Raw genomic sequence first — 20,396 nt, forward strand, 5'->3', positions numbered from 1 at the left:
TTCGCGATCCCCGGTACGCGGTTGCGCGTCAGGCGATCGTGCGATCCTCGTGGTCGAGGATCGCGAGCTGCAGACGCATGACGTCGAGCAGCTCCGTCACGAAGCGCTCGGCGTCGCGTTCGGACAGGGTCGCGGTGAAGCCGGGCATCGGCAGGATGGCCAGCGGTGTCGTGGCAGAGAGATTGAGGCGGAGCGAGACCGGGGTGCCCCCCGTCGAAACCGGAATCTCGACGGCCGCAGCGCGATCGCGTGCGACGAGTTCCACCTGGAACGCCCAGAGGAGATCGGCGGTCTCGTCGGTCACATCCACGACCAACGATCCGAAGTAGAGCTTCTGCATGTGGCGGCGCCTCCCGTCCTCAGTGGTCCGATGACAGGCGCTGCAGACCACCAGAGGTAATTCGGCAGGACCGAGACTACGCCCAAATCGCTAGACAAGCTAGTAACTCATCTGTTTGCGTCAGCGCAGACGCAGCGCGTGTTCGTCCGCGAGGGCGATCGCCAGTGCTCCGCTGGGGGTCGGGTGGAAGGGTGCGGCATCCGTCACTCCCTGGACATACGGGAACGATGTGCACACGCCGTGCCCGGCGAAGTCGGGCTGCGCGATCGCGAAGTCGGCGGCCTTGGCGCCCTCCGCGAGGATCGTGTTCAATGCGGCGAGGTCTGCCTGGAGCGACTTCTGCTTGGCCGGGGTGACGCCCTGCTTCTTCAGGCACTGCACGCTGCCGGGAACCGGGTCGTAGTACTGGTTGATCACCACGAGCGGGTGGGACGGCAGCAGCTGCAGCTGGTCGAGCAGCTGCAGGTAGTCGCTGCTGAAGCCGGCCAGCTGCTGCTGGAAGAACGCCTGCTGGGCGTTGTCGGAACAGGATGCCGAGATGGCGCAGAGCTGCAGCATGGAGATCCACTCGACGTCGTTGGCTCCGATGCTCACGATCACCACCTGGGCCTTCGCGACCTCCGGCGACCGCAGCTGCGCCGGGAGGGTTCGGTCCCCGATCACCTGCGGACCGAGCACTCCGTTGCCGATCGACGCGCCGCGGCACGCCAGATTCGTCACCGTCCAGCCGTTGACCACCGCCAGGTCCACGGCGAACGCATCGCGACTGCGTCCGCATGCTTTGTCCTCGTCGGTGCCCGGGACCAGCGGCCGGTTGCCGAGGCCCGCGGCGGTGGAGTCGCCGATCACGACCACGTGCTGGACGGCATCCGCCGGACTGACCGGCGCCGAGCGCAGCGACAGTGCCGGCGACCCGCCGACGAGATCCTGCAGGGATCCGATCCCCTCGAGCTTGGCCGGGGCGCTGTAGGCCGTCACCATGACCCCGCCGAGGTCAACAGCGAGTGCGAGCACGAGACTGCCCGCCAGCAGCACGACGGTCTCGCGCCAGCCGTGGCGGAGCCATCCCGCTCCGGCGCCGGCGAGCACCAGTGCGGCCACCGCGAGGACGACCAGCTGCCAGAAGAAGAACCGCTCCCAGCCGCCGATCAGCGCGCTCTCGAGTGTGGCCGACGGATCCTTCCCCGCCGCGAACTGAGTGAGCTGCTCCGACAGCGTGATGTGCGACAGCGTCAGCCGGGGCCGGATCGGTCCGTCGAACTGGACTGTGGTGGGCAGCGACTGGCCGAACAGGTCGAGCTGCCCGGGTCCGGACAGGCTCCAGGAAGGGCCCGTGACACCGACATCGACGGTCTGGCCGGCCGTCGACACCTTCTGCATCGGCGTGAGCCACAGCGACAGCGCGATCGCCCCGCCGGCCGCGATGACGATGATCAGCCCGTCGATGAGCGCGCGGCGGAGCGAGCGGGCCGCCCATGCCGCCCGCAGACGGGTGTGAAGACTGTGGATGAGGTTTCGCATGACGTCGTCGGGGTAGTCGCTGAGTTCACCATCCTGCCATCCGGGCGCTGGCCGAGGGCTGGGCACTGGCCGCGAGCCTTGCGTGCGCCGGGTGTCGATCGGCGGTGCGGACGGGCATGTCCCAGGGTCGTGGCATGATTCGCACATAGCTTCGATGGGCGGGAGTGGGATGCGAGGCGAGGCGACGGTGCTGCACGCCGATCTCGATGCGTTCTACGCGTCCGTCGAACAGCGGGATGCGCCGGAGCTGCGCGGCCGTCCGGTCATCGTGGGCGGGGGTGTGGTGCTCGCAGCGAGCTACGAGGCGAAAGCCCGCGGGGTGCGCACCGCGATGGGTGGCCGGCAGGCGCGCGACCTGTGCCCCGATGCGGTGGTCGTGCCGCCCCGGATGGATGCCTACTCCGCGGCGAGCAAGGACGTGTTCGCGATCTTCCGCGACACGACGCCGCTCGTCGAGGGCCTGTCGATCGACGAGGCGTTCCTCGAGGTGGGCGGCCTGCGGCGCATCGCGGGGACGCCCGAGCAGATCGCGGTGGCGCTGCGCATGCGGGTGCGCGCGGAGGTCGGGCTCGCCATCTCGGTCGGAGTCGCGCGCACCAAGTTCCTCGCCAAGGTCGCGAGTGCCGTCAGCAAGCCCGACGGGCTTCTCGTGGTCGAACCCGATCGTGAGGAGGAGTTCCTGCTTCCGCTGCCCGTCGAGCGGCTGTGGGGCGTGGGCGCCGTCACCTCTGAGAAGCTGCACCGGCTCGGCATCCACACCGTCGGGCAGCTGGCCGATCTCGAAGCGGCGACCGCCGAACGACTGCTCGGCAAGGCGACCGGCGCACACCTGCACGCGCTGGCCCGGTTGCGGGATCCGCGTCCGGTCGACAGTACGAAGCGCCGCGGATCGATCGGCTCGCAGCGCGCGCTCGGCACCCGCCCGCGCTCGCCGGAGGAACTCGACCTCTTCCTGACGCAGATCGTCGACCGGCTCGGACGACGCCTCCGCGACCGTGATCGGGTGTGCCGCACCGTCGTGCTGCGGCTCCGTTACGGCGACTTCGCGAAGGCCACGCGGTCGCGCAGCCTGCGCTCGCCGACCGACCGCACGGGCGTGCTGCTCACGCTGGCGCGCGGCCTGCTCGCCGCGGCGCTGCCCGAGATCCAGGAGCGCGGCATCACGCTGATCGGGGTCTCATTGACGCAGCTGGGGCGCGCCGACAGCGTCCAGCCGGAGCTTCCGATCGACTGGGACGACGGCACGCGCCTCGACACGGTGCTGGATGCGGTGCGCGATCGATTCGGTGCGGCGTCGGTGTCGCGCGCCGCGCAGCTCGGCCGTGATCCCGGCTGGTCGACGCCGCTGCTGCCCGAGCACGAGTGAATCCCCCGCGTGGTGAACCGAGGGCGACGCTGCCCCGTGTTCTCCGATGGGACCGTCGAACAACCGGATCTGCGGCCCGAGGCGAGCCCATGACCGTCAGAACCGAGAGTCGCATCGTCGTCGCCGCACGCATCGACGACGTGTGGGCCTACATGTGCGACGTCGGACGCTGGTCGGAATGGGCGCCGACGGTGCGTGAGTGCCGCGTGAGCGGCGGGGGTCCGCTGGCGGCAGCCGGGTGGATCGAGCAGCGCGCGAAGGACCTGGGCGTGAGGCACCACCGCCGCGAGCGAGTGGCGGCGGTCGACCCTCCCACGTCGATGTCGTTCGCCGGCACGATGTGGATGTCGCCGGCGCGCTGGGGAATGGAGTTCGAACCGGTGGATGCCGGGCACACCCGCGCGATGATGTGGGTCGAGGTGGACCGGGTCGACCTCATGCGCGCGGTTCCGGGGCGTGCACTCGCACGGCAGATCCAGCGGGTGAGCGACATCGAGATGGCGGGGATCAAGGCCGCGGTCGAGTCCGACGCCGGCATGAGAGAGGGAACGTCATGAGCACGTCCGAGCGCACCCGGGAGCACCTGGTCGAGGTCTACCGCCGCAAGGCGAAGCACTACGACCTCACCGCCCGGGTCTCGCCGGTGCCCGGGTATCCGCAGCATGCGCAGCGCCGACGTGCCATTCGTGCTCTCGGATTGCGCACCGGCGATCTGGTCGTCGACATCGCGTGCGGCACGGGCCTGAACTTCCCGCTCATCGAGAAGGAGATCGGCCCCAGCGGGCGGCTCGTCGGCGTCGACCTGACCGATGCCATGCTCGCGCGGGCGCGCGCTCGTGTCGACGCGAGCGGCTGGGGCAACGTCACCCTCGTCCAGGCCGACGCGGCGGACTACGTCTTTCCCGATGGGGTCGACGCCATCCTGTCCACCTATGCACTGACGCAGGTGCCGGAGTGCGGGCGCGTCATCGCGCACGGCGCCTCGGCTCTCTCCGGCGGGCATCGCTGGGTGGTGCTCGACCTCAAGCTGCCGGACGCGACACCCCGCTGGGTCGCAGCGCTCGCGATCGCTGCGGTCGGTCCGTCCGCGTCCCTCGACGTATGGATCGACCGCCGCCCGTGGCAGACCATCCGCGCCGCGATGCAGGAGAGCCTGGGCGACGCAACCTGGACCGAGCTCTGCTTCGGAACGGCCTTCCTTGCGACGGGCTCAGGCCGCTACCCGGCTCGCTGACGCGGCGCTGAGGCGCACCGCTGAGGCGCACAGCCAGATGAAGTCCCGGTGCCCGCGGCAGCTCAGATCAGCCGTGGTACAGCTCGCCGACGGGCACCGGCACCGTCAGCACATTGCCCGGCTGGGCCAGCGGACAGGCCCACGCGGGGTCGTACGCGCACGAGGGGTTGTATGCGAAGTTGAAGTCGAGCACCATCGTGCCGCGCTCGGCGTCGGAGCCGAGATCGGCTCCCTTGATCGTGTCGATGAGATAGCGCCCGCCGCCGTAGGTGCCTTCCTGGCGTCCGGCCAGCGCGTCGCGGAGCGGGATGAAGATGCCGCCGCCGTACGCCGCCAGTCGCCAGACGTCGAGGGAACCGGCATCCGGGATCTCCACCCGGCCGATCCGCTCGAAGGGGACGATCCCGTCGGTGCCGGTCGCGAACTCGAACCCGCCCGGCTCGGCGGGAAGGATCGGCAACTCGAACCGCCACTCCGGCTCGTAGGGTGCGATCGGCAGGCCCTCGAAGCCCGGCCTGTCCTCCGGCAGGAGGGGAGTCGCGGGATGCCGCAGCATGAGCTCGTCCCGGCCCCTGCGCCACGGCTCGTGCGCCTCCTCTGGGATCGGCGTGCGGCGCACCTCGGCGTAGAGGGCGAACACGCGTTGGCGCCAGTTCACGACGTCGAGCGCGGTACGAGCGGTCACGGCCATTCGCCCAGGCTACGCGTCCGTGCCTCAGGGAGGGGCGGCGTGGCAGGCTGAGCGCATGGCCCGTGAGCAGCGCTTCCGCACGGAGGTCCGCGTGGACGCGAACGGACGCACCACGGTGCCGATCCCCTTCGACCCCGACGGCGCGTGGGGTGCCAAGTCGCGGCATCCCGTGCACGGATCGATCGCCGGGCGGCGCATGCGCGGCTATGTCGAGATGAAGGATGGCGGTGCCGTCCTCGTCGTCGGGCCGACGTGGACGCCCACGCCCCTGCGGGACGGCGAGGAGGTCGACGTCGTGCTGGAGCCCGAGGGCCCGCAGCGTGCGGACCTTCCACCCGACATCGCGGCGGCACTCGCGGCTGCTCCGGATGCGGCGGCCTTCTTCGATTCGCTCGCGCAGTTCTATCGCAAGGGCTGGCTGACCTGGATCGACTCGACGAAGCGCGACCCGGATCAGAGACCCGTGCGCATCGCGGAGCTGGTGCGTGCGATGCAGGAGAGCCGCAAGCAGCGGCAGTGATCAGCGCAGTCGCTCGAGCGGGTTCTCCTGAAGCTTGCGGACGACACCGCCGTCGACGAGTCGTCGAGCCGAGGTCGTCGGCTTGCGCGCGGCCTGGTCGGTCACGCAGGCGCTGAACTCCTCCGCGATGCTGCCGCGCGGAAACGCCCCGAGCACCTCGAGCAGGAACGCGCGGGGGAGAGCCTCGGCCTGAGCGCCCGAGATGTCGAGGGCTGTCGCGGTCTCGAGCAGGTGGCCCTCGACGTCGAACTCCGGATCGACGCTCGGCCAGTTGTGGCGCACGATGACATCGAGCACGCGCTGTCGGCGCTCGGCATCCCAGCCGGCTCCCGCGGTCAGGGCGACCGCGACGTGTCCCCCGGCGTGCTCGTACGAGATCGTGTGGTTGTCGTACTCGAGCACCGTCCCGATGTCATGGAGCAATGCGGCCACGTAGAGCAGCTCGTGGTCGACCTCGTGAAGCCCCTCGACCACCGCGAAGCCCTCGGCCCAGAACCATGACCGGATCGCGTGATCCGTGATGGCCTTCGACTGGTACTCCGCCGCGATGGTGCGCGCGGCACGCGCGGCGGCGGTGTCCGGAGGAGTGAAGTCGGCGATGCGCATGCTCCACTGTGGCACGACCGCAGCGCACCGCTCCCCCTCAGGACGGGGTCTGCGTGCGTGCGGCCGACATCCGCCCGACGAGGGCGCTCGCGCCGATCGCGACGTAGAGCGCGGCGGCCGCGACGAATCCCACCGACATGGCGAACGACAGCCAGTCGCTGCCGGTCATCATCGTCCCGACCCCCGCAAGGAACGTGAGGATGATGACGATGAAGGCCCACAGTGCCGCCCGCTGAGCGACGCCCTCGCGTCGAGCGGCAAGCCACGCGCGCACGGCCACGAGGATGAGCCCGATTCCGACGAGCGCGTGGAGGCCGAGGAGGATGCCGGCGATCACCTGAGCAGCGCCAGTGTTCTCCTCCGGACTGCCCAGAAGGTTGGCGCCCATTCCGAGCAGGAACTGGGCGGCGAGCGCGGAGAGCGCTTCACGAGAGCGGCGGACGAGATCTTCGGAGGTGCTGCGGGATGCGGAGGACATCGGCGTTGCCTTTCCATCGACGGATCACATGTCGGACCCAGTCTGTTCCTCCGCGGGAGCCGTGTCATGAGGCCGCCGAAGTAGCCGCGCATACGCTCCGGGGAGTAGCGCTCCTGCTCGGGGCCGCCGGGCAGGATCCAGGGGGCGCGCACGCGAACTTGCATGACCCCGGCAGGACGTACCCCCGACCCGCCGGGGTCACTCACGACATGCCGGGCGTCTTCAGGAGACGAACATCGTGCTCGGTCTGCATCCGTGATTGCGTGACCAGCGTAGGTCGGCGACTGCGTCCACTCGCAGGGGTTGACCTCGCATCCCGTCGCCTGATAGCGGCCTCGCTCCGCTCCGCGATGTGAGTATCGTGGGGAACCGTGTGTGCGACTCCTGGCGAATCCGGAACTCCTGTGGATGCAGCGCTCCAGGCGGCGATCGATCGGGGATACGCGCAGCGCGACCGCTCGAACATGGGTCCGACCATCGCGTACTTCCGGGACCTCCTGGACGAGCACCTCGACAACGCGGTGGTCGTCTACGAGGTCGCCGGCGCGTACGACACCGCCGGGGAGGAGCAGACCGCGCTCGGCTATTACGAGCGTGCCCTTTCCCTGGGCCTCGGCGGCGATGTCCTCCGCCGCTGCCTCTGCCAGTACGCCAGCACACTGCGGTGGCTCGGGCGCTTCGACGAGTCGCTGGCGGCGCTCGAGCGGGCGCAGCGCGAGTTCCCTGAATCGGATGCCGTGCGGGTCTTCCGCGCGCTCACCCTGAACGACGCCGGGAAGACGGATGCGGCGGTCGCCGAACTGCTCGGCGTGATCGTGGACCACGACGACACCGACCTCGGGCGGTGGAGAGACGGCCTTCGAGGACTCGCCGGCTGGCTGTCCGACGGCCGTCCCGAGTGACGCAGCCGGCGGCCTGACCGCAGGGCTAACGTGGGAATCGTGATCGGGTCCGCTGTGCAGGTGGTCGGTGCCTTGACTCCGGCGAACGCCGTCGGGCCGACCGTCGGAGTCTTCGTCGCGGTCGGCGTGGCCTTGTGGATCGTGATCCGCAGCCGCCGCCGACGCCGCTGACAAGTCAGCTTCCGGAGTGCGACTGCGGACCCAGGGAGCGGTGCAGGCGACCCTGGTCGGGCGGTCCGTAGTGCAGCGGCGAGATGAAGAAGAGCGCGCAGGCGAGCACACCGAGCACCGTCAGGATGCCGACGACCTGCGCCGTACGGGTGTCCGCCCGCTCGCCTGACCGGCGGCGGAGCAGCGCGAGCAGGGCGAAGCCGGCGAGTCCGCCGGCCGTGTTCGTGATCACATCCGTGATGTCCGAGCTGCCGACGGCCAGGATGAACTGCAGGGTCTCCAACGCGATGCTCGCCGCCGCCATGACGGCGACCGCCGTCCACCACGAGCACGCCGGCGCCAGCAGGGCCAGATAGAGGCCGAACGGGAGGAAGAGCAGCACGTTGGCGAGCACCTCGCTCGGTGCGCTGGCGCCGAAGCCCGGCGCGGCGACGAACGGGATGAGTTTGACCACGCGTGCGGTGGCCCCCACATACGGCAGCTCGAGCCGCCACAGGATGATCCAGGTGAGCAGTCCCAGATAGACGACGAACAGGACGATCGTCGCCGCGCGAGTCGACGAGCGCTTCTCGGTGCTCGTCGTCGTCATCGCAGGATCCATTCGTCATCGGGAGAGCAGCGGAAGACACCGGATGGCGCGGGCGCACAGGGCGGGTGGGGCATGAGCATCAGCCAACAGGGCCAGGCGTTGCGGGGGTGTATCGCTGTTCCGATATCCCGACGATATGCGCGACGTCTGTCGATCCGCCGACAGCGACATCGTCATCCTGGTGAACCGCCGCCCGCGATTGCGGCCGACCGAAGGAGCGAACATGAGCACTGTCACCCGCATCACCGGAGTCCGCACCGTCAGCATCCCCATCGAGGATCAGGATGCCGCGCTCGCCTTCTACACCGAGACCATGGGGTTCACCCTGCTCCGTGACGCGCCGCTCCCGAACGGAGGTCGATGGATCGAGCTCTCTCCCGCAGAGGACGACGTGATCCTGACCCTCGAGCCGGCGCGGCCGGACGTGACGCGCGGGGCCATCGGCATCCGATTCGCCACCGACGACATCGACGAGACGCGTGCGGTCCTCGTGAGCCGGGGAGTGGACGTGGACGACATGCTCGAGTGGCCCGGAATCCCACGGATGTTCGCGTTCCGCGACCCCGACGGCAACGCCTTCTCGATCACCGCGACGGCGTGACGCGTGAACGTCAGGGGTTGCCGATCACCCAGAGCAGCACCACCGCACCCGCCTGCAGCACGAGGCTGATCGAGAGCGACCACACGCGGCGCTCATGGGTCTCCGACAGCCTGCCGTCGGCCAGGAGCGGCGTGAGGGGCAGGACCATCCGGGGAACGCTCTGCGTCGGCAGGCACACGATGAACAGGTACAGCGTGTAGCTGAAAGCGAAGCCGATGACCTCGAGCCCCAGGGCGCGAGTGCGGCGCGACAGGATCCAGCGGAAGGTCGCCACGACCACGCCGAGCACGATGGCGACGCCGAGCGGCCCGAGCCAGACCCACCCGAGGAGTAAGCCGGGCGCGAAGGGAACGGGATCTTCCGTGTGCAGGAAAGGCACCCACCACGCGGTCTCGGTGTGCACATAGGCTGCGGGGTCTCCGGTGACCGCCGCGGCGATGAAGGGCCAGGCGAGTCCCGCGGCCGCGGTCGCCAGTCCCGAGAAGACGAGGCCGGCGGCCTCCCGCACCGAGAGGGGATCCTGGGCTCGCCGCATCCATCGCCCGACCAGGATGATCGCGAGGGTCAGGGCCAGCGCGAGTGCGCCGGGCCTCGTGAACGACGCCAGGACCCCGAGCGGAGCAATGAGGAAGTAGCGACGCCGGACGGCGAGCAGCAGGGCCGAGAAGGTCAGGAGCAGGGAGATCGACTCGGCGTAGCCGAGCATGAGCACGTACGACACCGGTCCGAACGAGAACAGCACGACCGCCCACCACGCGGCGCGCGGCGCAGCGATGGTGCGAAGGAGCGCGGCGAGGACGAGGCACGCCCCGCATGAGGCCACCAGACTGATGAACATGCCGCCGAGCTGCCACGGCACGTGGAAGACGTCCGAGAGGAAGCGCTCGGCGAAGGGGAACACCGGCAGGAAGGCCCAGTTGTTGAGCTCCACGTTGCCGTTCAGGTCCAGCGGGAGCGACGTGGGGTATCCGGATGCGGCGATGGTTCCGAACCAGTGCGCATCCCAGCCGGAGAGGAAGTCCACGAAGGTGCGGGCGGGCACGCCGTCGGTGCCGAACGCCCAGCCCGTCAGGCGGGAGACCGCGAACGCGCCGTACAGGAAGAGGATGTTGACCGCGCGACCGCCGGCCCACACGAGGAGGACGGGGAGAACCCATCCGCGATCGAGAGCTCTCTCCGGCGAGTGCTTCCGCAGCTCGTCGAGTGCGGTACGCAGACGGGTGCGCCAGGTGCCGCCGGTGGCAGGGATGCCCGCGAGATCACCGGTTCCGGGCCCGACACCCAGCTCACCGGCGTAGCCCACGGCCCGCTCAGGCTGCTCTCCGGTGCCGGAAACCTGCGTCATCTCGCCTCCACCGCCGAGTGATTCAGAAAACGTTTCGCCCTTCACACAGTGTCCCGCAAACGGGGGGCGGCGGGGGCCCGGCACGGACACCTCTGTCCGCGGCATCCGTCCGGGTCTATCCTGTGGCTGTTCCATCGTTGGGGAAGTCACCCGCGCTGTGCGGAGGTGTCTGATGGTCGTGATCGACGTGCCGGGGATGCTGCGCCCTGCGGGGCCGAGCATTCTGTCGTCGGCGAGCTCTGCGCCCCCGGGCCCGGCTCCGGTGGCGCAGGCGAGTTCCGCACCCGCGTTCTCGGGGAATGCGCTGCCACCCGGGCTCGAGTCCTGGGTGCTGGTCGCCATCATCGGGACCGCCATGGTCCTGGCGATGGTGGCCCTTCTGCTCTACGGGCTGCTCAACAGATCGGCGGGAAAGTCGGAGGGCAACAGCGTCGTCCGCGCGTGGATCGCCGTGAGCCTCGTCGCGGGAGTGCTGCTCATCACCGCGGCGACGCTCGGCGGCAGCGACACAGGCCTGCAGAACGTGCTGATCGGCAGCATGGTCGCCGCAGCCGGCAGCGCCGTGGCCTTCTACTTCGCGACGAAGTCCGCGGAGAGCGCGAATGCGGCTGTGCTGAAGGCGGCGGGCTTCGCGACCACGGCCGAGAGCAAGGCCCTCCTCCTCAGCAAGGTGGCCGATCCGACGCAGATCTCCGGCGCCACCGCGGGGAACACGATCACGTACCACTTCCGGGTGACGAACGCGGGGAAGGATCCGCTGACGGCCGTCCACATCTCGGACTCCCTCGCGCCGCCCGCCGCGACCGACTACGTGTGGCCCGCCGCGCCCGGCGAGCTGGCTCCCGGCGCCGTGATGACGGCGACCTCACGCGTCACGATCACCGACGACGACATCAAGAGCGGATCCGTCACCAGCAGTGCCACCGCGACCGGCACTCCGAGCTCCGGCAAGAGTCTCGACTCCGAACGGGAGTGGACGACCACGAAGTTGGCGTGAGCGCCCGCGGCGCCGCCTTCTGCCGCGGTGACGGGACGGACCGGAATCTGTGCGCTCGCCGCCGCACTCGCGGCCTGGTCGGGACCGTGCCGGCGAGAGGATGATGTGGGCGTGAGGCTGAACGAGGCGGACGCCCGGGCGCGACTGGATGCGGCGCGCACCGCGACCCTCGCGACGGTGGGCGATGACGGTCGGCCGCACCTCGTCCCGATCACCTTCGCCGTCGAGGGCGACCTCATCTTCACGGCCGTGGACCACAAGCCGAAGTCGACGCGCAGGCTGCGTCGGCTGCGCAACATCGAGCAGAACCCGCGCGTGAGCCTGCTCGCCGATGCGTACAGCGAGGACTGGACGCAGCTGTGGTGGGTGCGGGTGGACGGGACCGCGCAGGTGATCGAGGATGCGGAGGGGATGCAGCATCCGGTCGACACCCTCGTGCGCCGCTACGAGCAGTACCGCGCGCATCGTCCGGTGGGGCCGGTCATCGTCGTCCGCGTCGAGACCTGGAGCGGGTGGTCGGGCGCGTAGACGAGCCGTCGCACGCGGCTGCGGGACCGTGACGGTTCCTCACTGCGTCGTGACGCCTACTCCTCGGGGTCGCCGAGCAGGGGGCGGGGGGCGAAGGATGCCGACGGCTCTATGACGGCCTCGAGCTCCACGACGACGAGTGTGTTGTCTCCGGCGCGGACGAGGGGCCGCGGCACGTAGAGCGTGCGCTGCGGACCGGCCGCTCCGTAGCGGCCGAGCGCGAAGCCGTTGAGGAAGGCGAAGCCCGTGCCCCAGCCGGCCGTGTCGAGGAAGAGGTCGGAGGCCTCGTCGAGCGTGAACGGTGCGCGAAGGGTGACGGGCCCCGCGAGCGGGCCTACGGCCGGGGCCGTCTCGGCCACGGCCGCGAGAGACGCCAGCCGATCGAGGTCGATCGGCTCGGCCGACCACCCGCGCAGAGGCACGCCGTCGACGGACACGCCACCGATGAGACCCTTCGGCTCGCCGAGGCGCTCGGCGTAGTTGACCCTTCCCTGCTCCTCGACGAGCAGCTCGACGGCCTCGCCGACGGGCACGCCGAGGGCGCGATCGTGGCGGGTGCGTGACAGCATCCCGACCCGCACGCCGTCCACCGAGACCCACGCGCGGTCACGCACCTCGCCGACCACCAGCACGCCGGCCGCGGGGAGGGATGCGGTGTACCGCACGAGCCCCGAGCTGCGACCGAGCTGGTCGAAGCTCGGCGGCTCGTCGCAGCCGCCCACCGCGAGGGCCACGGCATCCGTCAACGACACCGCCGTGGCCGTGAGCGGCACGGTGAATGCGGGGCGATCGGCGGGTGCGGCCGGGGCCTCGTCCGGCACGGGCGCATACCGGGCGATCACCTCGCGGAGCGCGGCGTACTTCGGGGTCGGGTCGCCGGCCTCGTCGAGCGGCGCGTCGTAGTCGTAGGACGTGGTGATCGGGAGGTAGCGGCCCTTGTCGTTCGCGCCGTTGGTCAGTCCGAAGTTCGTGCCGCCGTGGAACATGTAGATGTTCACGGATGCGCCGGCCGCGAGCAGCGTGTCCAGCTCGGATGCCGCGTCCGTGGCGCTCGTCGTGTGGTGCACGCCGCCCCACCAGTCGAACCAGCCGTCCCAGAACTCCGAGCACATCAGGGGGCCCGTCCGCTGATGCTCGCGCAGAGTCGCGAGGCGCTGCGCAGCCTGAGAGCCGAACGATCCTGTCCGGTGCAGCGTCGGCAGGCTCCCCTTGCGCAGCATGTCGGGCTGGGGCTGGTCGACCGTGGTCAGGGGCACGACGACACCCGCCGCGCGGGTGAGCCGCACGAGCTCCTCGAGGTAGGCCGCATCGTCGCCGTAGGCGCCGTACTCGTTCTCGATCTGGACGAGGATGACGGGTCCCCCGCGGTCGATCTGCCGCGGGACGACGATCTCGTACACGCGCCGCAGGAACTCGCTCACCGCCTCGAGGTACTGCGGCTCGGAGCGGCGGAGGCCGACGCCATCCATCCCCGTCAGCCACACCGGGAGACCGCCGTTGTGCCACTCCGCGCAGATGTAGGGGCCGGGCCGCACGATCGCGTGCATGCCCTCCGCGGCGACGAGGTCGAGGAACCGGGCGACATCGTTGGCACCGGTCGCATCCCACTGCCCGCGCACCGGCTCGTGCGCGTTCCAGGCGATGTACGTCTCGACGGCGTTGAGGCCCATGAGCCGGGCCTTGCGAATGCGGTCGGCCCAGTCGTCGGGGTGCACCCGGAAGTAGTGGATCGCGCCCGAGAGGATGCGGTGCGGCTCGCCGTCGAGCAGGAAGTCGGTGTTCCCGATGGTGAAGGAGGGCATGGGTTCTCCTGTCGTTCAGGCGAGCGGGGCGGGTTCGGGGCGATGCACACCCCGCGGGCGGTAGTCGAGTGCGTCCGAGACGCCGAGGAGGTCGGCGAGGTACCCCCAGAAGTCCCGGGGGGAGAAGTCGAGGGTCTCGATCATCGGACTGCCCGCCGACCGCGCGTGCGCGGCGTCACGCTCCGCGGACGGGCGCCGTCGACGCCCGCACCTTCAGCGCCGGACTGATCGTCACCCGGTGGACCGGGCGCGCGGGGTCCTCGATGCGCCGCAGCAGCAGGTCGACCGCCGCGGCCCCGAGGGCCTCGCGCGGCGGGCGCACGGCCGTGATCGGAGGGGCGAACATCGACGCGACCTCGTCGTCGTACGCGATGATCGACAAGTCGCCGGGCACCGTCATCCCCCGCGCGACCGCGAGGTCGGCGAAGGCCATCGCCTCCGGGTCGGGGTGCACGAGCAGCGCCGTGGCTCCTCGCTCCACGGCGGTGTCGAGCGCCGCGTCCACGGCGGCCGAGAACTCGGGTCGGCTGCGATCCGGGAGGAATGACTCGAAGTGCTCCATCGGGCTCAGGCCGAGCTCCGCGCAGGCCGCCTCCCAGCCCCGGGTGATCTTGCGCGACGTGGGAGAATCGCGCGAGATCACGAGCCCCACGGTGCGGTGGCCGAGGCTCGCCAGGTGCCGGGCGGCCAGGATCGCCCCGAGTGCGTGATCGGTGGTCACCGATTCGACCGGTTCGTTTCCCGGCAGGACGACGCCCTCGCGTTCGACGAGCACGCTCGGCACCGCGCATTCCGAGAGCCACTGGATGACGTCCTGCGTGAACGGCGTGTCCGCGTTGGGCGCGACGATCAGACCGTCCGCGCCTTCGAGCTCCACGAACCGCTCGAGGATCGGGCGCTCATCCTGCAGCGTGTACGACGCGGCGCGCACCAGCAGCTGGACACCCCGCCGCCTCGCCTCCTGCTCCATGCCGCGGACGATGCCCGGCCAGTAGTAGTTGAGCGCGGGCACGAGCACGGCGAGCTTGCGTCCGGCGATCGGCACCGCCGCCACCACCGGCTCCTCCTCGGTCACCGCGGGAGGGATGGCGCCGCCGTGGATGCGGACGAGGAGACCTTCCTCCTCCATCTGGGCCAGGTCGCGGCGGAGCGTGACCTGGGAGACGCCCAGCTCGTCGATGAGCTGCGAACTGCGCACCGTGCCGTGACGCGCGAGCGCGGAGAGGATGTGTGCGCGGCGCGCGGGGCCGAGCAGCGATTGCGTGCCGTGGTCAGTCATGGATGTCCTCGGGAGTCGATACGTCTAGTTCTACCGCGACTGTGACGGTCCGTCGCTCGGTGACGATGAGGTCGAGGCGGGTGAGTCGCGCTCCCCAGACCGAGGCGAGCATCGGGTCGTCGAGGCGCTGAACGGTCGCCCGGGCGGCGACTCCTTCCGGCCAGCGCACGATGATCGGTCGCGCGCCCTCCAGCGGCGTGACGCGCGCCGCGGTCTCGCCGATGCGGACATCGCCGGCGAGCAGCATCCGCACCGTCGTCTCCGGCTCCGGGGCGGCACCCGTCCACGCGTCGAGGTCCCACGCATCATCGACCGTCACGCGCGCGACCGGTCCGCGTTCGAGGCGGACGCGGCGGTGCCACGCGTGGAGCCCCGGAACGGCGTACGCGCCGGCCAGATCGAGCGCGAGCCCACCGTCCACACGGCGGACGTCGCGAGCGGCGAACCGCGCGCCGGCGGACTGCGGGACACCCCGCACCTCGGGCACGGAGTGCCACGAGCTCTGCATGGTCCAGATGTCGTAGCGGTCGGGGCCGAACGTCTGGGCGGTGTACGTCGGTCGGCCGGCGTCGACCACGACCGGCACACCATCGACGGCCACGATGAACGAGCCGATGTCGTTGTGGTTGTGGTGCTCGTCGTTGTGGCCGCCCTTGGCAGAGACGGCCAGTCCGCGGGCGGTGCCGGGGCGCTCACGCGCGACGGCGAGCTGGATCGAGGGCAGCCACGCATCGCGCGGAAGCGGGGGATCGGCGGTCAGGGCGGCATCCGCCCACTCCGGATCGGGGAGCGCGCAGAGGAGTCGGCCGAGGTTCTGGCTCTGGCTGGCTGCCAGAGTGTCCGGCGTGCGATGCGAGGCGGCGAAGGCGGCTGCCTGGTCGTCGCCGTACCGTCGCGCCGCGCGGTGGAGTGCGGACCACGGGTGGTCGGCTCCCGGTTTGGCGAGCCCGTCGGCGATGCTGACGAACCACTCGCGGCCGAGCTGCATGGTGTGCGGAAAGGCGACGGTCGCACGCAGCGCGGGGATGTCGGCGGCGAAGGCGTCCGCCTGTCCGCCCGTCGCGTACGCGAGGAGTTCGACGGCCTCCAGAGCGCGACACGCGCCTGCCCACCAGTAGAGGTAGCCCTCGTCGACCGCGCCGTCCGCGGGGAGTCCTGCGATGTAGCGGTCCAGACCCTCGATCACGCAGGCCACGACCTGCCGTCGCGTGTCGGCGTCGCCGGGACCGTCCAGCAGGCGCAGCGCCCCCACCAGGACGTTCAGGTGGATCCACGGGTTCCAGTTGCTCGGATGCCGGTCGAGACCCAGCCACGACCAGTCACGGCGCCGCAGGAACGGCTCGAACACCCGTCGGTCGGCTTCGTAGCGGATGCGTGCGCGCAGGCCGGGGTACCTCTCGTCGAGCACGTCGCCGAGAACGTGGTCGGTCCAGGCGAGCTGGGCGACGACCTCGCCGGCACCGAGATCGAGATACGGATCCTCCGCCACCGGGACGATGGATCCGTGCCGGCTGAACGAGTCGTCGTGGGCCGGCCAGCACCACGAGCTCTGCTCGCACAGAAGGGTGACTCCGTCGGCCACGTCGTCGATCCGGCGCTCATCGAGCGTGACCGCGGCGGCGACGACGGCACGGCTGAGTCGCCGCTGCCGGGCGAAAGCCGCGTCCTCCCACGTCGCACGATCGCCGTCGCCGTAGAAGCGGACGGCGTCACTCGCCAGCGGCTGGGGCCACGGAGTCCCCTGCTCCGCACGGGACTCGGCGACGATGCGCTCGATCATGGGGCGGCCGGCGGTGATCATCTCCCACGCGACTCGATCCGTCGCGGAGGGGACCGGCAGTGCCCGATCAGCGGGGGCCAGCAGCGCCGGCGGGTCGATCGAGGAGAACGCCTCAGCGAGCGGGCCTCGGAATACGGGCGATGATGCGGGCGCGTCCACCGCGACCTCCTTCTGAACTGACGTCGACGTCGACAAGTCGATCACGTGATCGATAGTGATCGTATCAGTTCCATTTTGAGGTTGTGATGGTTGTTTTCGTTTGCTAATCTCCCAAAGTGATCACTCTGCGGTGGTCCTGGTCCGACTGTTCGAAGGAGAATACGTGAGTCCCACGACCGTCGCCCCTCCCACGGACTGGACTCGGGATCAATGGGTCGCACACGCCGACCGGATTCTCGCTGGCGCACGCCGGTGGGCGTCGCCCGGCAACGGACGCATCACCCCGCCCGGCGCCGAGGGCGGACTCGGCCGCGATGTCGACGGGCTCGAAGGCTTCACGCGCACGCTGCTGCTCGCCGGCTTCCGCATCGCCGGTGAGCGCGGTCAGGGCCTCGACGATCTCATCGACTTCTACGTGCGAGGCATCGCGACCGGTGTCGACCCGACCGCTCCCGATCGATGGGTGCGGCCCGAGGAGCACCCGCAGGCCAAGGTCGAGGCCGCGTCCCTGGCGCTGATCCTCGACATGACCCGCCCCTGGATCTGGGATCGCCTGGACGCGCGGACGCAGGAACGCGTCATCCACTACCTGTCCGCCGTTGTCGGCGACACGACGTATCCCCGCAACAACTGGCTGTGGTTCCGCGTCGTCGTCCAGACCTTTCTCCGTTCGGTCGGCGGCCCGTGGTCGCCCCAGGACATCGCCGACGACCTTGCGCGGCACGACTCGTATGCCCGCGCGGACGGGTGGATCTCCGATGGCGACGAGCGGTCGTTCGACCATTACACCGGCTGGGCGCTGCACCTCTACCCCATCCTGTGGTCGCGCATGCAGGGCGCGGCAGAGTTCGCGGGCGACCGGACAGGGCGGGATGTCGCGGCCCTCGACCGCTTCCTCGTCGACGCCGTGGCTCTGGTCGGCGCGGACGGATCGCCCCTGATCCAGGGCCGGAGCCTCATCTACCGCTTCGCGGCCGCCGCGCCGTTCTGGGCGGGTGTGCTGGCCGAGGTCCCCTCGACCTCGGCGGGCCGCCTTCGTCACGCCGCGAACCTCGTCGTCGGTCACTTCGACGCCGTAGGCGCCCCCGACGACCGCGACCTCCTGACGATGGGGTGGCACCGTGAGTGGCGCCGCCTCGCGCAGTCGTACTCCGGACCGGCCTCGCCGTACTGGGCCGCGAAGGGGATGCTCGGCATCGCCCTGCCCGCGGACCATCCGGTGTGGACGGCCCCCTCCGAGCCTCTTCCGATCGAATCCGGCGACGACGACCTGCGCCTCGTCCGGGCCGCCGGCTGGCTCGTCTCCGGCACGCACGCCGACGGAATCGTCCGCGTCGTCAACCACGGCACGGACCACGCCCTGCCCGGTGCGGCCGTGGGCGACTCGCCGATCTACACGCGTCTCGGCTACAGCACGGCGACAGCGCCGCTGCACGACGGCCGCGCCTGGCGGGAGCCGCTCGAGCAATCGGTCGCCTTGGTGGATGACCTGGGCCGCGCGTCGCACCGGGCCGGTATGGAGACGGTCGACTTCCGCGTGGACGGCGACGTCGCCATCGGCGCATCCATCGCCGACGCCCACTGGATCGACCCCGACCCGATCCTGTCGCGTCATGGACCGGGCCTCTTGGGGCAGTCCTCTCCGGCGGGACGTATCCACACCACCTCTCTCGTCCGAGGTCCGTGGGAGATCCGCCTCGTCCACGTCGACCGGCTCCACCCGACCGCCCGCGCATTGCGCGTCGGCGGGTGGGCGCTCGCTGCCGACGGGGCGCCCGAAGCGACGATCGACGGAACGACCGCCCGCGTCGTCATCGCCCGGGGCGCCGCCGAGCTGGAGAGCAGCATCCGCCTGCTGACCGGCACCGGAACCGCCGCCGTCGTGACGCGCGACGACGCGAGTCCGCTCGGGCGAACCGCATCCGTCCCGGTCATCGAGCTCGTCGCACAGGAGGACGAGTGGACGGTCGCCCTCGTCAGCCTCGACGGCGCACGACGCGGAGCTCTCGACGCCGCCGACGTCTCCGCTGTCGACGAGCACGGACTCACCGCGGTGACCTGGCCGGACGGCGCCGTCACCATCCACGACCTCACCTACTCCCGATCCGCGACCCAGGCGGATCGGTAGCCCAGAGCCGGACTCCCGAGTCTGGAACATTGCAAAGGAGCAGCATCACATGAACCGCAAGATCGCGGCCGCGGCGGGGATCACCGTCGTCGCCACGCTGTCGCTCGCAGCCTGCAGCGGCGGAGCCGCAGCCGCCCCGTCGGCGACGGCCGACAACAAGCCGGTGACCCTCACCGTGTCGGGGTGGACCTTGGCCACGGCGCCGGAGTTCCAGACGCTGGCCGACGGCTTCCACAAGCTGCACCCGAACGTCACCGTCGAGGTCAAGGGCTATGACGCCGCCCAGTACGCCACGCTGCTGACCGCCGACCTCGCGGCCGGGACCGCGCCCGACGTCCTCGCGATCAAGCAGGTCACCGACCTGGTCACGTTCGCCTCCGGCGGCCAGCTGGTCGACGTCTCCGACGTCGCGCTGGCGAAGGGATTGAAGGGCACCGACTCCTACAAGTTCGACGGCAAGCAGTACGCCGTGCCGTACCGCATCGACGGCAACGTCCTGTTCTACAACAAGGATCTCTTCACGGCGGCGGGCGTCCCCGATCCTGACGGCACGTGGACGTGGGACGACTACACGGCCGCCGCGGAGAAGCTGAAGACCGGCCTGAAGGCAGCCGGCAGCGCGGCGCTTCCCGCGTACCTGCATTCCTGGAACTCGCAGGTGCAGGGCTTCGCGACAGCCCAGACGCCGAAGGCATCGATGAACTCGGGCAATTACGGCTACATGAAGTCCTACTACGAGCAGGCGCTCAAGATGCAGGACGAGGGCCTGCAGCTGCCCTACGCGACGGCGACGGCGAACAAGTCGACGTACCAGGCCCAGTTCGGCAAGCAGCAGGCGGCCATGCTGCTCATGGGCACGTGGTACGTGTCCGCCCTGCTCACCCAGCAGAAGAGCGGCGACGCGGACAAGTTCCAGTGGGGCATGGCACCGGTTCCGCAGCGCACGTCCGCGACCGCCGGCACGGACAAGACACCGGTCACCTTCGGCGACCCGACCGGTTACGCGATCAACGTCAAGACCGAGGGTGCGAAGCTCGCCGCCGCGAAGGAGTTCCTCGCCTACATCGAGACGGAGAAGGCTGCGCTCGAGCTGACGAAGATCGGCATCACTCCGGCTCTCATGACGGATGCCGTCGTCAAGAGCTACTTCAGCCAGTCCGGTGTTCCGACCGACGCGCTGTCGAAGTTCGCCTGGGGCAGCCAGAAGATCGCCCCGCAGAACCCGCCTGCAGCGAAGACGCCGATCGCACAGACAGCGCTGACGCCGATGCACAGCGCGATCATGACCGGCTCCTCGTCGATCGACAAGGGCATCGCCGACGCCGAGGCCCAGTTCAAGAACCAGGCCGGCTGACCCCT

General features: G+C 70.3%; 22 protein-coding genes. 11 read left to right on the plus strand and 11 right to left on the minus strand.

Annotation, left to right across the window (positions count from 1 at the left end):
• Nucleotides 1–28 precede the first annotated feature (28 nt).
• Together AC0NZN_RS08495 and AC0NZN_RS08500 are read right to left on the minus strand one after the other, a co-directional pair.
• Nucleotides 29–340: a hypothetical protein gene (locus AC0NZN_RS08495; protein ID WP_474591854.1), complete on the minus strand. Its 312-nt coding sequence runs from the start codon at nucleotides 338–340 to the stop codon at nucleotides 29–31.
• 120 nt (nucleotides 341–460) lie between these two features.
• Nucleotides 461–1,861, minus strand: a complete 1,401-nt coding sequence (locus tag AC0NZN_RS08500; protein ID WP_474591855.1) for a GDSL-type esterase/lipase family protein — start codon at nucleotides 1,859–1,861, stop codon at nucleotides 461–463.
• A gap of 169 nt (nucleotides 1,862–2,030) precedes the next feature.
• On the opposite strand from AC0NZN_RS08500, the gene dinB reads away from it, so the two are divergent.
• The 3 genes from dinB to AC0NZN_RS08515 all read left to right on the plus strand — a co-directional run bounded on the left by dinB (nucleotide 2,031) and on the right by AC0NZN_RS08515 (nucleotide 4,461).
• Complete coding sequence (gene dinB / locus AC0NZN_RS08505) at nucleotides 2,031–3,227, plus strand: DNA polymerase IV (protein ID WP_474591856.1); 1,197 nt, start codon at nucleotides 2,031–2,033, stop codon at nucleotides 3,225–3,227.
• An 89-nt stretch (nucleotides 3,228–3,316) separates the two neighbouring features.
• Nucleotides 3,317–3,784 carry an SRPBCC family protein gene (locus AC0NZN_RS08510; protein ID WP_474591857.1) on the plus strand — a complete coding sequence of 156 codons (468 nt, stop codon included), beginning with the start codon at nucleotides 3,317–3,319 and terminating at the stop codon, nucleotides 3,782–3,784.
• Entirely contained in the window at nucleotides 3,781–4,461 is a 681-nt protein-coding gene (locus AC0NZN_RS08515) for a class I SAM-dependent methyltransferase (protein WP_474591858.1), read from the plus strand. The genes AC0NZN_RS08510 and AC0NZN_RS08515 overlap by 4 nt, the downstream gene beginning before the upstream one ends.
• Before the next feature lie 67 nt (nucleotides 4,462–4,528).
• Here AC0NZN_RS08515 and AC0NZN_RS08520 read toward each other — a convergent pair whose 3' ends face one another.
• A complete protein-coding gene (locus AC0NZN_RS08520) occupies nucleotides 4,529–5,152 on the minus strand; it encodes a DUF1684 domain-containing protein (RefSeq protein ID WP_474591859.1) in 624 nt (207 codons plus the stop codon).
• A gap of 55 nt (nucleotides 5,153–5,207) precedes the next feature.
• On the opposite strand from AC0NZN_RS08520, the gene AC0NZN_RS08525 reads away from it, so the two are divergent.
• The gene (locus AC0NZN_RS08525) at nucleotides 5,208–5,672 is read left to right on the plus strand and encodes a YdeI/OmpD-associated family protein (RefSeq protein WP_474591860.1); all 465 of its coding nucleotides are present in this window, start codon (nucleotides 5,208–5,210) and stop codon (nucleotides 5,670–5,672) included.
• Here AC0NZN_RS08525 and AC0NZN_RS08530 read toward each other — a convergent pair whose 3' ends face one another.
• Entirely contained in the window at nucleotides 5,673–6,293 is a 621-nt protein-coding gene (locus tag AC0NZN_RS08530) for an HD domain-containing protein (RefSeq protein ID WP_474591861.1), read from the minus strand.
• A 22-nt stretch (nucleotides 6,294–6,315) separates the two neighbouring features.
• Nucleotides 6,316–6,756, minus strand: a complete 441-nt coding sequence (locus AC0NZN_RS08535) for a hypothetical protein (protein ID WP_474591862.1) — start codon at nucleotides 6,754–6,756, stop codon at nucleotides 6,316–6,318.
• Between the two features lie 404 nt (nucleotides 6,757–7,160).
• On the opposite strand from AC0NZN_RS08535, the gene AC0NZN_RS08540 reads away from it, so the two are divergent.
• Together AC0NZN_RS08540 and AC0NZN_RS08545 are read left to right on the plus strand one after the other, a co-directional pair.
• The gene (locus AC0NZN_RS08540; RefSeq protein ID WP_474591863.1) at nucleotides 7,161–7,658 is read left to right on the plus strand and encodes a tetratricopeptide repeat protein; all 498 of its coding nucleotides are present in this window, start codon (nucleotides 7,161–7,163) and stop codon (nucleotides 7,656–7,658) included.
• A gap of 39 nt (nucleotides 7,659–7,697) precedes the next feature.
• Entirely contained in the window at nucleotides 7,698–7,829 is a 132-nt protein-coding gene (locus AC0NZN_RS08545; RefSeq protein WP_474591864.1) for a hypothetical protein, read from the plus strand.
• Nucleotides 7,830–7,833: 4 nt separating this feature from the next.
• Here AC0NZN_RS08545 and AC0NZN_RS08550 read toward each other — a convergent pair whose 3' ends face one another.
• On the minus strand, nucleotides 7,834–8,418 hold the full coding sequence (locus AC0NZN_RS08550; protein ID WP_474591865.1) for a VanZ family protein: 585 nt from the start codon (nucleotides 8,416–8,418) through the stop codon (nucleotides 7,834–7,836).
• A 223-nt stretch (nucleotides 8,419–8,641) separates the two neighbouring features.
• Here AC0NZN_RS08550 and AC0NZN_RS08555 point away from each other — a divergent pair, with 223 nt between their 5' ends.
• Nucleotides 8,642–9,019, plus strand: a complete 378-nt coding sequence (locus AC0NZN_RS08555; RefSeq protein WP_474591866.1) for a VOC family protein — start codon at nucleotides 8,642–8,644, stop codon at nucleotides 9,017–9,019.
• A gap of 10 nt (nucleotides 9,020–9,029) precedes the next feature.
• On the opposite strand, the gene AC0NZN_RS08560 is transcribed toward AC0NZN_RS08555, so the two are convergent.
• A complete protein-coding gene (locus AC0NZN_RS08560; RefSeq protein WP_474591867.1) occupies nucleotides 9,030–10,364 on the minus strand; it encodes a hypothetical protein in 1,335 nt (444 codons plus the stop codon).
• A 172-nt stretch (nucleotides 10,365–10,536) separates the two neighbouring features.
• Between AC0NZN_RS08560 and AC0NZN_RS08565 the strand changes: the two genes are divergently transcribed.
• The gene (locus tag AC0NZN_RS08565; RefSeq protein ID WP_474591868.1) at nucleotides 10,537–11,361 is read left to right on the plus strand and encodes a DUF7507 domain-containing protein; all 825 of its coding nucleotides are present in this window, start codon (nucleotides 10,537–10,539) and stop codon (nucleotides 11,359–11,361) included.
• Nucleotides 11,362–11,472: 111 nt separating this feature from the next.
• Nucleotides 11,473–11,889 (plus strand): TIGR03668 family PPOX class F420-dependent oxidoreductase, encoded by a 417-nt coding sequence (locus AC0NZN_RS08570; protein WP_474591869.1) that lies wholly within the window; start codon nucleotides 11,473–11,475, stop codon nucleotides 11,887–11,889.
• A gap of 56 nt (nucleotides 11,890–11,945) precedes the next feature.
• On the opposite strand, the gene AC0NZN_RS08575 is transcribed toward AC0NZN_RS08570, so the two are convergent.
• From AC0NZN_RS08575 to AC0NZN_RS08590, 4 genes are read right to left on the minus strand one after another with little or no spacing between them, the layout of a single operon-like run.
• Complete coding sequence (locus AC0NZN_RS08575) at nucleotides 11,946–13,691, minus strand: glycoside hydrolase family 35 protein (protein ID WP_474591870.1); 1,746 nt, start codon at nucleotides 13,689–13,691, stop codon at nucleotides 11,946–11,948.
• 15 nt (nucleotides 13,692–13,706) lie between these two features.
• Nucleotides 13,707–13,835: a hypothetical protein gene (locus AC0NZN_RS08580; RefSeq protein ID WP_474591871.1), complete on the minus strand. Its 129-nt coding sequence runs from the start codon at nucleotides 13,833–13,835 to the stop codon at nucleotides 13,707–13,709.
• Nucleotides 13,836–13,866: 31 nt separating this feature from the next.
• Entirely contained in the window at nucleotides 13,867–14,970 is a 1,104-nt protein-coding gene (locus AC0NZN_RS08585; protein WP_474591872.1) for a LacI family DNA-binding transcriptional regulator, read from the minus strand.
• On the minus strand, nucleotides 14,963–16,954 hold the full coding sequence (locus AC0NZN_RS08590; protein ID WP_474591873.1) for a heparinase II/III domain-containing protein: 1,992 nt from the start codon (nucleotides 16,952–16,954) through the stop codon (nucleotides 14,963–14,965). The genes AC0NZN_RS08585 and AC0NZN_RS08590 overlap by 8 nt, the downstream gene beginning before the upstream one ends.
• A gap of 118 nt (nucleotides 16,955–17,072) precedes the next feature.
• On the opposite strand from AC0NZN_RS08590, the gene AC0NZN_RS08595 reads away from it, so the two are divergent.
• Together AC0NZN_RS08595 and AC0NZN_RS08600 are read left to right on the plus strand one after the other, a co-directional pair.
• Nucleotides 17,073–19,037, plus strand: coding sequence for a DUF2264 domain-containing protein (locus tag AC0NZN_RS08595; protein WP_474591874.1), 1,965 nt, complete (start codon nucleotides 17,073–17,075; stop codon nucleotides 19,035–19,037).
• Nucleotides 19,038–19,086: 49 nt separating this feature from the next.
• Nucleotides 19,087–20,391 carry an ABC transporter substrate-binding protein gene (locus AC0NZN_RS08600; RefSeq protein WP_474591875.1) on the plus strand — a complete coding sequence of 435 codons (1,305 nt, stop codon included), beginning with the start codon at nucleotides 19,087–19,089 and terminating at the stop codon, nucleotides 20,389–20,391.
• The last annotated feature ends 5 nt before the right edge of the window (nucleotides 20,392–20,396 follow it).

The organism is Microbacterium sp. sgz311019 (assembly GCF_056135325.1).